We start from the raw sequence: 15,832 nt of genomic DNA, 5'->3' as shown, positions 1-15,832 counted from the left end.
TTAGTTATTGCTCCATCCGGGCTTGGTTTTCACATTGAAAACCTTCCCACTTTCGCTCTGAAAATAATGAACTGAGACTTTAGACCCATCTGAAGCAAAGCCGTCCTTGTAGATCTTCGCCCACTTCCCAGGCTCAACTTTTCGCAATTCATCTAGCACTTCCATATTATTTACTACATTTTTCGTTGTCCCGCCATTTCGCTCCTTAAATCCTTCCGGGTACTGGGGGGCCTTTCTTATGGAGTCATATATATTTTTTATCCCTGAATTTGCGCCACCCTCTACAACCCCACTCTTAACTCCAGTTGTACCACCCTTCCCTCCAGCAGTCGATGCGAACAGATCTGGATACAGCGCACCCAAAGCAACGTCGGTCAGCAGCCCCACGACCTCCCCATTTTCAGACCGGGACTTCTCAACAATGCTGGTATTGATGGCCTGCTGGTTACTCTGTGTAGCCAACCAAAGTTGTATCGAATGCGCAAAACTACTTTTGCCGCCAGAGACCCTGACCTCCTCAAGCAATTTATCATTTACAGGAATTTCAGCCACCAACTGCTGCGTGATCGTCCCGCAGCCCGTTGGGTTTTGTCGACAGAACTGACCAAATTCCTTGTTCCGGGCAGCGTCAAGGTTGTTGTAGTAGTCCCGGATGGACTGGCACTCGGCTGGTGACGTGCAGGCATTCAGCTTTTGTTCTTTTTCAACCAATTCCGCATGAAACAGATAGTTATAGGTAGTCGCGTTCTGGGCGATCTTAGAGGCTGTATCCAGATCGCCTCCGACCGCAGCCGCTGCTAACAACCCCGTCAGTTGCGACAGCGCCACCTGCAGTTCTTCGTTTCCATTCGCAAGTGTGGTCAGGCCGGGAATCAGCGCTTCATTCAAGCCAGCAGCGACCGCACCTGTCTTGAAATCACTCCCCGTCAGTTCAGCCAGCAGCCCTCCCATGATCGCGTGTGCAACAATTTTCTGAAGGCCGCCATCTGGAAACTTAACGGTATCACCAACCCAGTTAAACCCCGTGGCCATCGCCACACTACCAGCCTCTCCCGCCAAAGCCGCACCAAGGTTGTCACCAAAACTGCCTCCACCAATGGCAGTAGAAATGCCGCTGGACAGCACAGCACGGCCTCCAGTCCGTATAGCAACGTCGGTGAAGTTATTGCTGGTCAGCAGGTTTGCGGATTTCGAACCTTGCGATGCGGCAGCAAACCAATTTTCGTCCGCATAGTTGAGGACTCCGGCAGTGATCCCGGCAATGGCGGCACCCTTCAGGCTGTCTGCGCTAAACGTCTCTTTGAGCGCTGCCCCCAAATTGCCCTTGTTGTTGATAGTGCTGGTCACCGCCGTAGTCGCCAGACTGGTGGCGATAGCCCCACCAGCGCCTGCACTTACTACGCCCAGACCTGCCGGGCCCATGACTACGGACATCATGATCGCGATGATCAACTGCGAAGCAGGCCCCAACCCGGAGTTGCTGTACTTGAACGACTCATGAATCTCCTTCACTTGCCGCCAATCCACATCCCCCCGCGCTTCGGCCTCTTTCAACCAAGCCAGTTTCGGATCAGCCTTGACCATCGCATCGATGGATTGGCTAACCGTTTCCTTATTGACCTGCGTGACATCGATATGAAGGCCATCGACCGCCTTGATCATGATGCTGCCGGCGGCCACCATCTGGGTCTGGCGCAGGGTTTCGTCGGTGTTGCCCTTTCCTTTCGATGAGGTCCAGAACGCATCGCCATTGCTTTTGGTATGCGTCTCCTGGACTAGATCCTTCACGCCCTCAAAAGTAATCGCCCCTCCACTCTGCACAGTCAGGTCAGCCCCACTGTTCAACTTCGCAGCCTGATACCGCTGGTCATCCCCACTGACCAACGTCAAATCGCCTCCGGTGGTGATTTCACTCCCCACGTTCGTGACCTTGGTCACCTCGTCATGCTTGGTCTGCTTTTTCCCCCAACTGCCCTTTTTCTTTTTGTCGTACAGCGAGTAGTCACTGTCCTGCGCCGCCAAGACGTCGAGGTTTTCGCCCGCCACCAGGTAAGCCTCATCCCCGGCACTGATGCGGCTGGAGATGATGGCCATGTCTTTTCCGGCCCCCATCGTCACGTCACCGCCAGCGCTGATGGCGCTGCCAATCTGTTTGACGTGATCTTCCTGGGTGGTGACTTTTTTCGTTTTGGAATAAGAGTGGGTTTCGTCAGTTGCGGAGGAGATGGTCATATTCTCCCCGGCGGTCAATGCGACGTTGCGCTCGGCCCCGAGTTGGCTGGCGATGGCAGTGAAATCCCGACCAGCGTTCACGGTCAGGTCGCGACCTGCTTGGGCGCTGGAGCCGAATTGCGTCACCGCGCTTTTGCGAACGCCGTTGTTGCTGGCACTTTCCTGTTGGGCTGAGGCAATGATCGCGTCCCGACCGGCATCGATCGTGGTGTCACGACCACTGACCATGACGCTACCGACGCTCTTGAAATCGCGTCCGGCACCCATGTCCAGGTCATTGGCAGCCTCGATACGGGCGGCGCTGTCCATGAAGTCCTGTCGCCGACTGTCGTTTGCGGTGGTAACGGTACGCTCGTTGACGACGTCCCCCATCACCGCCTTGATGCTGACGTCACGCCCGGCGAGGATCCCACCGGCCTGGTTGGCGATGTTGTTGACCGCCAACACGTCCAGGCGATTACCGGCCTCGATCAAGCCACTGTTGACGAGGTCTTTGCCAGCGGTCGCCGAAAGATTATTGGAAGCGCGCAGGGTGCCGACGTTGTCGAGGTTTTGGCCGGCGATCAGCGTCACGTCATTACCGGCGATCAGCGCACCGGTAGGCCCGAGGCGGCCTTCGGTCTGCGCCAGGTACAACACCGGCACCAGGACTTTTTCGCCATTCACTTCGTGCTCTTCGAGCCAGACGATGTCGTGGGTCAGCGCAGCAACTTGCTCTGAAGTCAGCGTCACGCCCACCGACAGGCCGAGCTCCTGCTTGCTGGCGATGGCGTTGTTCATCAGGTATTTGAACAGGCCTTCGTCGCTGGTCTGGCCGTCGATGAAGCGCTGGCCGGTACGGGCGACGACCGCTTGTTGGATCAAGCGCTGTTCGTAGAGGCCGTCGCCCAGGCGTTTGGCGCTTTGGTCCGGGTCGTAGCCAAGGTTTTGCAGCAGGTAGTCCGAGCTCATGAACGACTTGAGGTCGGTGAGTACCGGGTTGGTCTCGATCAGGTACTTTTGCGGGTTAGGCTTGAAGGAGGTCTCTGGTATACCTTGAACGCGCGCGACCGTCTGGCTGGCGGCTGGCGTATCAACCACATTGCCCACCTGGGGGACGACCTGGGCCGTTGGGAGCAGGTTGGTGCCTGTGACATTCACCGCGGCCACTTGAGTCCCGGCGCTGCTGCTGTTGCGACTTGGCATCGGCAGCGAGTGGCTGTCTTGTGCAGGCGCACTGACGTTGAGCGTACTGGCGCTCACGTCGCTGTCGTTGGCTTGACGAGCGATCAGGGCCAGTTGCCGATCACTGGCACCCACCGCCGCGATCGTACCTACCTGGACAGCACGGGCTTGAGTATCCGGCAGGTCTTGTTGGCGCTGGCTGGTGCTGATCGAGGCGCTGCCCATGCTCCAGTTTTGCGAGCCGGGGTTGGCCTGGGTGGCCTGTTGAGCCGAACCACCCTGGCCGCTCAGGCGGAACAGACCGTTTTGACCGGTTGGCAAGGCGAAGCCAGGAAGGCTCAGTGGGTTCACCTGCTGCTGGGCGCGATCAGGTGGCAGCTGATTGTTGATCCTGACGATGGTGGTGCCGGTTCCGCTTGCCTGGGTATTCGCGACTTTGTTGGTACCGCCGCTGGCGGTGTAGTCCTCATGGATGACACTGTTCTGCAGGTCTTTGGTGGCGGTGATCGAGACGTTACCGCCGGCCTGGATGACGGCGTTACGGCTGCCGACTGTACTGGCGGTGCCGGAACTGTCTTTGGCGATTTCGATGTCACTTAGAAGGTTGTACTGATCCAGGTTTGGCATCTGAAGCAGGTTGTTCGGATCGTACTGGGATTGCGTGGTGTTCTCGAAACCGTAGGCCAGCCCGGGCAGTACGAGGTTGTAGTCTCCACGTGTTTTGACCGTGCCCCCTGTATCGGCATCTGTAAGACTCACCACGGAAAACGATTCACCGTCTCGCCCCCCTTCCCTGTAGCGAGTCGATTTGGGGATGGCCTTGTGAATATTCCCGTCCAGATCAAGGTAATAGACATACGGGAAATCAGGGTTATTGCGCTGGTTGTAAGGAGTCAGGACGTTGGCGAAAAACCGTCCAGTACCGCCGTCGCTCATACCTGCGACTTGATACATGCGGGTGCGCTCGATGGTTCCGTTCTGCGCACCGATGTTCTGCACGTTGTCGGCCACGATGTTGATATTGCCGCCGGCGCTCACCGTACTTTTACTGTTGAGAAAGCTGCTGCCTTGGAACACGAAATCCTTGCCGGCCGTCAGCAATGACGAGGCACTGGTGTCGTTGTCAACACTTTCGAAGACCTCACGGGCCGCCAGTGTGAAGGTGTAGTAGTCCCCTTTGCAGTCATTACATATATTGGCGATAAACCCCGAAATCAGCTTGCGCCCACCAGACGCCACCGCACCCTCGGTACGGTTCTGGAACCCATCGGCGTTGATCGTGAATGTGCCGCCGCTCTCCATCGAACCGGAGACGTTGTTTACGCTGGCGGCTCGCGCGGCGGCGCCATAACCCCCTATCAACACATTCCCCAACCCGTAAAGATCACCGCTCTGGTTGGTGAAGTTACTCACCCCCAGCGTCATATCCGCACCGCTGAATACCAACCCACGGTCATTAAGCAGCGAAGGGGTTTTCAACACGAGGTTGCGGGCCGAACCCAGGGTCCCGGCGTTGATGAGGTTTCCGGCCTGGACGGTCAGGTTGGCACTGGAGGTGAGACGCCCGGCGTTGCTCAGTTGTCCGCCGATGGTCACTGTCGAGTCACCACCACCGGCGATGCTGGAGGCCGCGCCCAGACTCAGTTGGGCCGCGGTCAGGTCAATCCCACCGAGACTCGAGATCCGCCCGTTGCCAACATAGCTCCCCCCCAAGGTAAGGTTGATCGAACCATCACTGGCAATCAGCCCATCATTGCTCCAATTTCCCCCACTCCCCACCAAACGGGTAGAAGCCAGCAACTGCCCCGTCCCGGTCTGCGTCAGGTTGTTCACATTGACGGTCAGTCGCCCGGCCTGGATCACGCTGCTGTTGGTCCAGCTGTCTGCGGTCAGCGTCAAGCCGCCGCGGGTGACGAGGCTGCCGCCGGCGTTGGTGAGGTTGGCGGTGGAGATGTCAAAGTCGCCGCTGCCAACATGCAACAAGCTGCCGCCCAGGTTCTGGAAGTTGGCGGCGTTGAGGATCAGGCCGTTGTTGGCGGTTTCCAGCGTGCCGTTACGGTTATCGAACAGCCCACCAATCTGGAAGTTGGTCGTACCGCTCCCGCCCAATGCCCGCAACTGCCCGGTCTGGTTATCGAGGCTCGCCGCTTTGATTGCCAGGGTGCTGTCGCTCTCGATGATGCCCAGGCGGTTGTTCAGCGCGCCGGTGAGGTTCAGGTCGATCTGGCTGCCGGCGATCTGGCCGTCGTTGTCGCCGCTGTTATCGAAATCGTTGCCGGTGACGTTGACCTTGCCTTTGGCGTAGAGGCCGCCGTTGCGGTTGTCGAAGTTGCGGGTGGTGACGGTGGCGTCGCCGGTTTGCGCGGAGATGCGCCCGCCGTAGTTGTCGAGGCCGCCGAGGGCGATCAGGTTCAGGCGCTGGGCCTGGGTGATGCCGCCCTGGCGGTTGTTGTTCAGGTCGTAGCCGTTTTTCAGCACGCCGCTCAGTTGGGTGGTGAGCAGGCCTTGCAGGCTGGCGAGCACGCCGCCGCGGTTGTCCAGATTGCGCCCGACGACCATCACGTCACCGGCCTTGGCTTGGAGACGGCCGCTCTGGTTGTCGATGTCGCCGGCCACGGTGAGCTTCAGCGCGCCCTGGCTTTGCACGACACCCTTACCGTTCGTGAGGCTGGCTGCGTCGATCTGCACGCCGCTGTTCTGGCTGTAGATCAGACCGTCGGCGTCGTTCTGTACCGCGCCGGTCGCGTTGAGGATCAATTGATCATTGGCCGCGACGGTGCCGCGATTGCGGTTGTCCAGGCCACCGGTGAGCAAGGTCAACAGGCCTTGACTGGCGATCTGGCCGCCCTGGTTGTTGATTTGCGTGGCGCGCTCGACCCGCAGGGGGCCGACGCTGGCGAGCTTGCCGTTGGTGTTGGTCAGGACTCCGAGCAAGTCCAGGGTGACGGCGGCGTTGCCGATCAGGTTGCCACCGCTGTTGTCCAGGCTGGTGCCGGTGAAGCTCAGGGCGTTCTGTGCATTGAGGGTGCCGCTGGCGTTGCCCAGCGTCGTGGCGTTCATGACCAGGGTTGCGCCGCTGTCGATCAGGCCGCCTTGGGCGTTGTTCAGCAAACCGCCCGTGACGGTCAGGGTCTGGTCGGCACCGCTGGAAAGAATCCCGCCCCGGTTATCCAGGCTGGCGGCGCTGACCGTGAGTTTTTTCTGGCTGACCAGCGCACCGGCAGCGCCGTTGAGCAGCGCTGCGCTGAGGGTGACGCCGACGTCTCCGTTGCGGCTGGAGAGCGTGCCGTTGTTGCGGTTGTCCAGGCTGCTGCCATTGACCTGCAAGTCTTGCCATCCAGAGATCAAGCCGCTCTGGTTGACCAAGCTATCGCCGTCGAGGCTCAGGCTCTGGCTGCTGATCAGTTTGCCGCCGCTGTTATCGAGTGTCTGGCCGCTGAGCGTGAAGCTCTGGCTACTGGAAATTTCGCCGCTCTGGTTGTTCAGGTTGCGCAGGCCGTTGAGGGTCAGCGGACCTTTAGCGGTGATCAGGCCATTGCGGTTGTTCAGGTCATGGCCGCCCAGGTTCAGCGCCATGGCTTGTTCGCCCAACAGACGCCCACCGTCTTGGGTCAACGCCGCGAGGGTCAGGTGCATATCGCCCTTGGCCGACACTTCGCCACCGTCGCTGGAGTCCAGCGCGTTGGCAGTCAGCGTGAGATCACCCTGGGCATTGATCAGGCCGTTGGCGCTGTTGTTAAGCGCCATGGCGTTGAGGAGCAAGGCACCGCTGGCCAACACGCTGCCGCCCTGGTTGTTCAGATTGCCGCTGTTGAGCGTGAGCAATTGCGCGGCGCTGATGAGGCCTTGGGCCTGGTTATCCAGTTGTTGATCGATCGCCAGAACGAGGTTGCTGCGACTGGTGAGTGTGCCGCCATTGTTGTTCAGGCTTTGGGCGTGGGCATCGACGGTTGTCGCGCCGATCAGGCCCTTGACGTTGTTCAGCGCCTGGGCGATGCGCAGGGTCAGGCCCTGGTTGCTGAGCAACCGGCCGCCGTCGTTGTTGAGGCTTTGCGCCGCCAGGGTGAAGGCTTGGGCGCTGGAAATTTCGCCGCCTTGGTTGTTCACGCCGAGCAGGTTTTTCAGCAGCAGCGTGCCGGGGGCGTTGATCAGGCCGTTCTGGTTGTTGAGCTGGCCGTTGTTCAGGTCCAGGCTCAGCGAGGTGTTGCTGAACAGCTGGCCACCCTGTTGATCCAGGCCGGACACCGAAGCCGTCAGCGCGCCTTGGCTGCCGATACGGCCGCCGTCCTGGTTGGTGACCTGGGCCGCGTTGAGGCTCAGGGTGCTGCCGCTGTTGAGGCGTCCGTTCTGGCTGTTGTCGAACGCGCCGGTGGTGACGTTCACCGCACCTTTGCCGCTGATGCTGCCCTGCTGACGGTTGTCCAGCGCCGTGCTGGTGAGGAGCAACGCGCCGTCGGTCACCAGTTCGCCGCCCTGGTTGTCGAGGCGGCCCAGGCTTTTAACCGTGAGATTGGCCGCACTGGACAGGCTGCCGCCGGTGTTGCTCAGGTTGGCGGCGCTGACGTCCAGGGTACCTTCGCTGCTGAGTTGACCTTGAGTGTTGATCAGGTCGCCACTGAGCTCGATGCGCTGGTTTTGCTGGCTGATCAGATAGCCGCCGCTGTTGTCCAGCGAAGCGCCATCGAGGTTCAACTGTGTCTTGGCACTGAGCAGGCCCTTGTTGCGGTTGATCAGTTTGTCCACGGTGAGCTTCAGCGTCTGCCCGGCGAATAACTGGCCGCTGTCGCTGTTGTCGAGGTTTTTGCTCACCAGGGTGACACCCGTGTTGCCGCTCAGCTCGCCGCCACGGTTGTCGAGATCGTCAACCTTGAGATCCAGCGCTTTTGTTGCGCCGATCAAACCGGCCTGACGGTTGTCCAGGCTGGATGCCTTCAAGGTCAGGTCCGTGGTGCTGACCAGCGTGCCTTGACGGTTGTCCAGGGCGGTGACGGTGACGTCGAGCCCGGCTTTGCCGGCGATGCTGGCGGTGCGGTTGTCCAGGCGATCAGCGTTCAATACCAGCGCGCCGTCGGCGATCAGCGAACCGCGCTGGTTGTCGAGCAACGTATCGACAGTCAAATCGAGTTGATCGAGGCTGCTGATCAGGCCATCACGGTTATCCAGGCTGGCGCTGTGGCTGTCCACGGACGCGGCCGAGATAATCCCTTTGGCGTTGTTCAGCGCCTGCACTGTTCGAAGCATCAGGCCTTGGTTGCTGAGCAATTTGCCGCCGCTGTTATCGAGGTTGCGCGCCGCCAGGGTGAACGCCAGCCGGCTGGAAATTTCACCGCCCTGGTTGTTGACGTCCTTGAGGTTGCTGAGCAGCAACAGACCCGGGGCGTTGATCAGGCCGCCCTGGTTGTTCAGTTGGCCTTGGTTCATGTCCAGGCTGACGCGGGTGTTGCTGAACAACTCGCCTTGCTGTTGATCCAGGCCAGTGACCGATGCACTCAGGGCCTGGCTGCTGGCGATACGGCCAGCGGCGTTGTTCACCTGAGTGGCGGTGAGCGTGAGGGTATTGCCCGAGGTCAGGCGCCCGCCCTGGCTGTTATTGAAAGCGCCAGTGCGCACTTCAGTGGCGGCGCTGCCCGAGACCAGGCCTTTCTGGCTATTGTCCAGGCTGGCGCTGTTGAGCGTCAGCGCGGCATCGGTGCTGATGGAGCCGCCCTGGTTGATCAAACCGCCCGTACTGACAAGCGACAACGCACCGGCGCTGCCCAGGCTGCCGGCAGTGTTGTCGAGGCTGCCGGCGTTGACGGTCAGTGCATCTTCGCTGCTGATCAGGCCTTTGTTATTGAGCAGTGCGTTGTCGAGGGTGATCACCAACGCCTCAAGGCTGCTGAGGGAGCCTGCGCTGTTGTCCAGGGTGCCGCCGGTGAGCGTGAGGCCGCCTTGGGCGTGGATCAGGCCCTTGGTCTGGTTGATCAGTTGCGCGACTTTCAATTCAAGAGCGTTGCCGGCAATCAGTTTGCCGCCGTCGCTGTTGTCCAGCCGTTGAGCGCCGACCTTGACGCCCAGCCCCGCGGACAGTTCGCCCGCGCGGTTATCGATCTGCCCCACCTGCAGATCCAGCGCTTTTGTAGTGCCGACCAAGCCACCGTTGCGGTTATCCAGAACGCTGCCGGTCAGGCTCAGGTTGCCTTGGGCGACCAGCGCACCGCCCTGCTGTTGCAAGGTATCGATCACGGCGGTGAGGTCGGTTTGGCTGGAGATTCGGCCAAGACCGTTCTGTACTTCATCGGCCTTCAAGTTCAGCGGGCCGACGCTGCTCAGTAGGCCACCGCTGTTGTCCAGCCGCGTGCTTTCGACGGTGACCTGGGCCTTGCCGGTGATGACGCCGTTGTTGCGATTGTCCAGTTGCGCGACTGTCAGTTGCAGCGCTTTGTCAGCACGGACGTTGCCGCCACGGTTGTCGAGCGAATCGCTGCGCAAGGTCAGCAGATCCTTGCCGGTGAGGCGTCCGCTACGGTTGTCGAGGCTGCCGGTTTGCAGGTCCAGTGCGCCTTTGGCAATCACTTCGCCCTGGCTCTGGTTGTCCAGCAGGCCGCTGATGCGGGCGCGCAGGCTGTCGTCGCTGATTATCTGCCCGCCGCCGCTGTTGTTCAGGCTGGCGGCCTGGATGTCCACCCGCTTGCCCGAACCGAGCACGCCCTCACGGTTGTCCAGCGCACCACCCAGGGTGATCTCCAGGGCGTTATCGCCCAGCACCTGGCCGTTGCGGTTGTTCAGGGTCATTGCGTTGAGTCGGGTCAGCCCGGCACTGGACACTTCCCCCGCCAGGTTAGTCAGCGCGGCGTCGAGGTTCACGCTCAGGTCGGCGTCGCTGCTCAAGGTGCCGCTGCTGTTGTCCAGGCTGGCTGCGCGCACGGCAAGGCCATTGGCCGAGATCCGTCCTTGGGCGTTGTTCAACGCCTGGGCAATAGTCAGGTTGAGGCCCTGCTTGCTGACGACCTTGCCAGCACTGTTGTCCAACGCACTGGCGTCCAGGCTGAAGGCCTTGTCGCTGGAGATCTCACCGCCACGGTTATCCACAGCGGCGAGGTTGTTCAGCAGCAGCGCGCCGGGAGTACTGATCAGCCCGCCCTGGTTGCTCAACTGCCCATGGTTAAGGTCAAGAGAGAGACTGGTGTTGCTGACCAGTTGGCCATTCTGTTGCGCCAGCCCGGTGACGCTGGCATTCAGGGCCTTGGCGCTGGCAATGCGACCGGTGGCGTTGTTCACCTGGCCGGCCTTCAACAGCAGCGTGTCGCCGCTGATCACGCTACCGCCCAGGTTGCTCAAGGTCGCGGCGCTGTCGATGTTCAACGCACCGACGCTGGTCAGTTGGCCCGCATCGTTAGTGATCCCGGCGGCTTTGACGTTGGCGGTGGTATCGCCTTTGATGCCGCCTTGGGCATTGAGCAGTTGCCCGCTCAGGTCCAGGTTCATCCCTTGCCGGGCGTAAAGCGAACCCTGGCGGTTGTCCAGTTGCCCGGCGTTGACTGCCAAGGCGCTTCGGCTGGAGATCACGCCCTGGCTCTGGTTGCTCAGGCGTTCCAGGGTCAGGCGCAGGTCGCCGTAGGCAATCAGTTTGCCGCTGTTGCCATTATCCAGCTCGGTGCCGGTCAGCGTCAGGGCGCCCTGACTCGACAGCTCACCGCCGCGGTTATCCACCTTGCCTACATTGAGGCCGGCGGCCTGGGTAGTGGTGACAACGCCATTCTGGCGGTTGTCCAGGCTCGCCGCATTGAGCGTCAGCAGGCCTGCCGACGACAGCAATCCCGCCTGATTCAGCAGTTGCGCCGAAAGGCTGGCGGTGAGCGCGCCGTCACTGAGCAAACGGCCCGCCGTGTTATCCAGCGATGCAGCACCGAGCTGGACGCTCTTGCTTGAAGTGAGCCGACCACTGCGGTTGTTCACCTGGCCGCTGGCATTGATATCCAACCCTTGCCCCGCCGCGACCAGACCCGCGACGTTGTCCAGCGAAGCAACGCGCAACGTGACGCCGCTCAGGCCGGTGAATTCGCCGTTGTTGTTATTCAACTGCCCGACATTGGCCGTCAGATTGCCGTTGCTGCTGACCGTGCCCTGGGTGTTGAGCAGTGTGTTAGCGGTGATATTCAGGGTGTTGTTGCTCAGCACCCGACCTTGGTTTTGGTTGTCCAGGGTCGCGGCGTTGACCGTGGTGGTCTGCCCACCGCTCAGCGTTCCGCCTTGGTTACTCAGCGTCTGCGTCACGTTGGCTGTGAGATTACGACTGGCAACAACGCTCTTACCCTCGTTACTCAGACTCTGCGCCGTCAGGCTCACATCCCCCGCCGCATTACGCGTGTTATCCGCATTGACCCCGGCCTCGATAATGCCGCTGTTGGTCAACTGCCCGCCCGCGTTCAGGGTGATGCTGTCTCGCGCCGCGAGGGTTTGCTGGTTGCTCAGGTTGCCTTGGGTCTGCACATTCAGTGCGGTGCCGGCATAGACCGCGCCTTGCACGGTGGCGCTGGCCGCCTTGACGTTGACCGCGCCCGTGGCGGAGGTCTCGGCCAGGCTCAACTGGCCGTTGGCATCGAGCTGGATGTCGCCGCCGCTGGCGATCAGTTTGCCGTCCAGCTTCACACCGACGCCGGCCTCGGTGCCCACCAGCTTGATGGCTCCGGCGTACATCCCGCCCAGGGCCGAGGAGTCGATGGCCAGTTGCGGCTTGGCGCTGCCGTCGTCGGCGCGGGCGGTGGCGTTGAGGGTGTCGGCGTTGACGTCGTTGCGACCGGCAACAATCGTCAGGTTTTTTGCCTGGATCTCGGCGTTGATCCTGGCGCTGCGGGTGATGATTTCGAAGCGGTCGACGTTGGTGGCGTTGAGACCGGCGCCTTCGACGGTGACGCTGCCCTGGTCCACTTGGTAGCGGTCCAGCCGACCGTTTTCCACCACCGGTTTACCGGTGCTCAAGGTCACTTGCGGGCTGTTGATGAACCCACAGCCGTTACAGGTGATGCCGTAGGGGTTGGCGACGATGACGCGGGCCGACTGCCCCGCCACTTCGGTGTAGCCGCGCAGTTGGCTGGGGTTGCCGCCGTTGACTTCGTTGAGGATGGTCGTGGCCGCGGTGCCGCTCAGGTTCGGGTTGCCGAGGATGATCCCGCCCAGTTGCGTGGCCTGGGTGCGGGCGGTGGCGTTGTTGAGGATCACGCCGTTGCTGCCGACGTTGTAGTCCGTGAACTGGTTGTGCGACAGGCCGTTGCCGTTGGGCCGGGCGATGTTGACGATGGGCACGCCATTGCCGGCCCGGTCCAGGCCGGTGCCCGCCGCACTGACGGCAATCCCGTCGGCCTGGGCCCACATCGGTTGCCAGAACATGACGTTGGCCAACAGGAACGCCAGGCCGCGCTTGGGCATGCCGCAGAACCGTTCGCGGGTTTGCAGGGCAGCAGAAGGTTGGCGGGCCAGGAAGGCGTATTGGCGAGCGTCCATGTTCAAGTCTCTTTGCAGCAAAAATTAAAGAAGTACGTCCAGGCGGAAGTAGATCGGCGCTTCGCGCTCGGTCAGGGGATCCGGCCGTTCCAGGGAATGGGCGAAGGTGACGCTGGCGGTCAGGTGCTCGCCGCGGGCAAACAGCTCCGCCGAGTTGCTCGACATGCGCCCGTGCTGATCGCCGTTGTAGCGGTCACCGCGGATCACGCCCTGGTCGTAGCCAAGGCTGGCGCCGTATTCGGCGAAGACCGGGCGCAGCCAGGCCTGGGAGATCGGACGGCTCCAACGCAGGTCGTTGCGCCAGTAGCCACCGCTGTCGCCGGACAGCGACTGATCCTTGTAGCCGCGAATCGACGACTGCCCGCCCAGGCTTATGCGCTGCGGGCTGAACAGCACATCCTCGCTGCGCTGACCGGTCATCAGGCTGCTGAAACTGAACGACTCGTTCCACAGCTTGAAGGGCAGCAGGTAACTGGCGGTGGCGGTGTACTTGCGGTAGCGGGCATCGGCCTGGCCGGGGCCCGGGCTGTTGTTGTCCTGGGCATCGAACGCGCCAATGCCTTGCTGCATGCCCAGGTCCAGGTTGATGAAGGCGCTGCCGACCCGCCGGCCATGGTTGATGCCGAACTGTGCTTCGCTCAGGCGATTGCTGCTGACCGCCAGCTTGCTGTCTTCGATGAAGTTATTGCTGCGCAGGTAAGCCAGGCCAGTGTTCAGGGAGGTCTTGCTCAGAGCATCGCGGTGGATCACTCGCTCAACGCGCAACTGGTGGTTCTGGCTGTCGCCGGTCTGCTTGAAGTTGAAACCGTTCGCCGCGATCTGCGAGCGGTACTCGCTCTGGCTGTAGGTGTAGCTGACGTTCCACCAGCCAAACGGCAGGTTGTAATAGAGCATGGCGTTGTTGGAGGTGTGCTGGTGGTCGGTCATCGCGTCGTGACCACCGCGCAACATCAGTTGATCAGCCAGGCCCAGCGGGCTGTCCCATTCAAAGCGAGTGCCCCACTGTTGCTCACCGGTGCTGCGCTGGCCGTCGTTGCTGCGCGACAGGCCGGCACGCCAGGGCTTTCGCGGGTCATTGGTGACGCGCACTTCACTGCCGCCAACGTTCTGGCCGGGGGTCAGCTCCATTTTTGCCTGGTTCGACGGCAGGCGATTGAGCTGGTCCACCATCTGTTCGATCTCTCGAAGGTTGACCAGGTCGCCGGCCTTGCCGGGAAACGCCATCGCCAGCTCACGATCCGACAGTTGGCTGTTCTCGGCGCCTTCAAGGCCTTCGAGCCGCCCTTCCACCACCAGCACGCTCAAGTGCCCGCCCGACAGATCCTGCTGCGGCAGGTAGGCACGACTGGTGACCAGGCCTTTTTCGATGTAGCGGTCGGTGATGACCTTGAGCAACTCGTTGAGCTGGGTCACCCCCAGGCACTGGCCGATGTAAGGTTTGAGCAGACGCTCGCGCTCACTGGCGGAGAGACTGTCTGCGCCCTTGAGTTCGATGGTCTTGATGGGGAAACAACGGGCATCGACCGGCGCCGTCGGCTGGGCCGGCTTCGCTTCCTGGCCCGGCAAGTCCTTGAGCTCCTCCAGGCGACGCTGCTGCTCTTCGAGCAGGCGATTCTGGCGCTCACGGATCAGGTCGGTTTCACCGGGTGTCGGGGCGGCACGGGCGTCGGTCAGGGGAGAAAGGCACAGCAGAGCCAGGCACAACCTCGCCCAATGGGCGGGTGAGGACATGTTCGATCCCTCGAGCAAAAGTGATATCAAAATAGCGGCGCGATATTAGTTAGCCATCATTTTGGCGTCAATTAAATATTCTTGCTTTGAGGCTACTGGCTGCACCGCTGATCTGAAATCAGACGGCTTCCGGAAAGAAGGTACGAAACATCCCGCAGAAAGGCGCGATAGCTCCGAGGACCACGACGGATGAACCGTGCCAGCTTTCGGCTACTGAACTTTCTCCTACCACTTGGCCTCAACCCTTTACCCGCCCAACAAGGAATACGAGGCCCGCCCCATGAAAACCTTCCTGAAACTCACCCTGGCCACCACCCTCGCCTGCGCCCTGCCCGCCTGGGCCTGCACGCCCGAGGAAGCCACCGCCAAACGCGAGCAACTGGCCCAGGAAGTGACCAGGCTCACCCAGCAGAACCCGGCCAAGGCCAAGGAAATCAACGATGAACTGCAGGCCATGGACCTGGAGACCGCCAGCAAGGATTTGCCGGACAAGTGCCAGTTGATCGACAAGCGTTTGCAAGAGTTGAAAGAAGCGCAGCAGAAGGCGGGTTGATTGCCCCAACCGGAGTGCCACAGGTCTTTGTGGCGAGGGAGCTTGCTCCCGCTGAGCCGGCAGGCGAATGCTCCCGTGCGAAACATCCCAACGGGTGATCACCCCCTTGAGTCAAGTGAACAGGCAGCCTGATGGGGGCCGCTGCGCAGCCCAGCGGGAGCAAGCTCCCTCGCCACGGTTCCTGTGCCAGGCATAAAAAAAAACCGGACTCAAGGTCCGGTTTTTTTTTTGCAACGCTACAGCCCCCTCACTCCGCCGCCGGTGCCTCTGGCTTGCGACGCTTGAGCGGGGCCATGCCGTCCTTGCTGACCAGCGAAGGCGCGTCGGCTTTCGGGCGGTTGGCGGTCTTGCGCTTGGTCGGGGACTTGGCGGCGGCTTTCTTCTTGTCGCCCTTGCCGTCGACCTTTTTCTTCTTCACGCCAACGGCCTTGCCCGACGCCTTGACCTTTTTCGGCCCGCTGTAGGTGCCCTTGACTTCCTTGATGGTCCGGCGCTCGAAGCTCTGCTTGAGGTAGCGTTCGATGCTCGACATCAGGTTCCAGTCGCCGTGGCAGATCAGCGAGATCGCCAGGCCGTCATTGCCGGCGCGGCCGGTACGGCCGATGCGGTGCACGTATTCGTCGCCGCTGCGAGGCATGTCGAAGTTGATGACCATGTCCAGTTCGTCCA

General features: G+C 61.3%; 4 protein-coding genes. 1 reads left to right on the top strand and 3 read right to left on the bottom strand.

Annotated features, from left to right (window positions below):
• Both AD664_RS10325 and AD664_RS10320 read right to left on the bottom strand, forming a co-directional pair.
• Positions 1 to 12,879 carry a filamentous hemagglutinin N-terminal domain-containing protein gene (locus AD664_RS10325; RefSeq protein ID WP_083454173.1) on the bottom strand — a complete coding sequence of 4,293 codons (12,879 nt, stop codon included), beginning with the start codon at positions 12,877 to 12,879 and terminating at the stop codon, positions 1 to 3.
• Positions 12,880 to 12,903: 24 nt separating this feature from the next.
• Positions 12,904 to 14,610: a ShlB/FhaC/HecB family hemolysin secretion/activation protein gene (locus tag AD664_RS10320; protein ID WP_053146339.1), complete on the bottom strand. Its 1,707-nt coding sequence runs from the start codon at positions 14,608 to 14,610 to the stop codon at positions 12,904 to 12,906.
• A 280-nt stretch (positions 14,611 to 14,890) separates the two neighbouring features.
• On the opposite strand from AD664_RS10320, the gene AD664_RS10315 reads away from it, so the two are divergent.
• Complete coding sequence (locus AD664_RS10315; protein WP_053146336.1) at positions 14,891 to 15,163, top strand: hypothetical protein; 273 nt, start codon at positions 14,891 to 14,893, stop codon at positions 15,161 to 15,163.
• Positions 15,164 to 15,410: 247 nt separating this feature from the next.
• Here the strand turns inward: AD664_RS10315 and AD664_RS10310 are convergent.
• Positions 15,411 to 15,832: helicase-related protein (locus AD664_RS10310; RefSeq protein ID WP_256207094.1), on the bottom strand; the 422-nt coding region annotated here is incomplete at its 5' end.

The sequence above is a fragment of the Pseudomonas sp. P97.38 genome, assembly GCF_001269745.1.
GTDB lineage: Bacteria > Pseudomonadota > Gammaproteobacteria > Pseudomonadales > Pseudomonadaceae > Aquipseudomonas > Aquipseudomonas chlororaphis_E.
This window is presented reverse-complemented; position numbering and strand designations above follow the sequence as displayed.

Bases quoted from the DNA above. Each gene is read 5' to 3' on its own strand.
- AD664_RS10315 (WP_053146336.1), top strand. From the start codon at position 14,891: ATGAAAACCTTCCTGAAACTCACCCTGGCCACCACCCTCGCCTGCGCC.
- AD664_RS10320 (WP_053146339.1), bottom strand. From the start codon at position 14,610: ATGTCCTCACCCGCCCATTGGGCGAGGTTGTGCCTGGCTCTGCTGTGC.
- AD664_RS10325 (WP_083454173.1), bottom strand. From the start codon at position 12,879: ATGGACGCTCGCCAATACGCCTTCCTGGCCCGCCAACCTTCTGCTGCC.